We start from the raw sequence: 270 nt of genomic DNA on the forward strand, positions 1-270 counted from the left end.
GCACTCCATGGGCGGCCGGGTGGCGCAGTGGCTGGCCGCCGACCATCCCGAGCGGGTGCGCCGGCTCACCCTGATCGCCACCACCTCCGGCGACCGGAGCGCCGCACGTCTCGACCCGTCGGCGGTCGCCGACCTGCTGAGCGGCGACAGGGAGCGGATGCTCCCGCTGTTCTTCGACGACGCCTGGGCGTCCTCCCACCCGGCGGAGGTCGACGGCTTCTTCACGCGCGTCGCCTCCCGGCCCGCGCTGCGCGGGCACTTCGCCGCGAG

1 protein-coding gene is annotated in these 270 nt (G+C 75.9%); it reads left to right on the forward strand.

Annotated elements, in window-relative coordinates:
• Positions 1–19 precede the first annotated feature (19 nt).
• On the forward strand, positions 20–270 hold a 251-nt coding region (locus SB660_RS20830), incomplete at its 3' end, for a hypothetical protein (protein WP_486304211.1).

It is taken from the genome of Bacillus sp. SIMBA_005 (assembly GCF_046535585.1).
Taxonomy (GTDB): domain Bacteria; phylum Bacillota; class Bacilli; order Bacillales; family Bacillaceae; genus Bacillus; species Bacillus pumilus.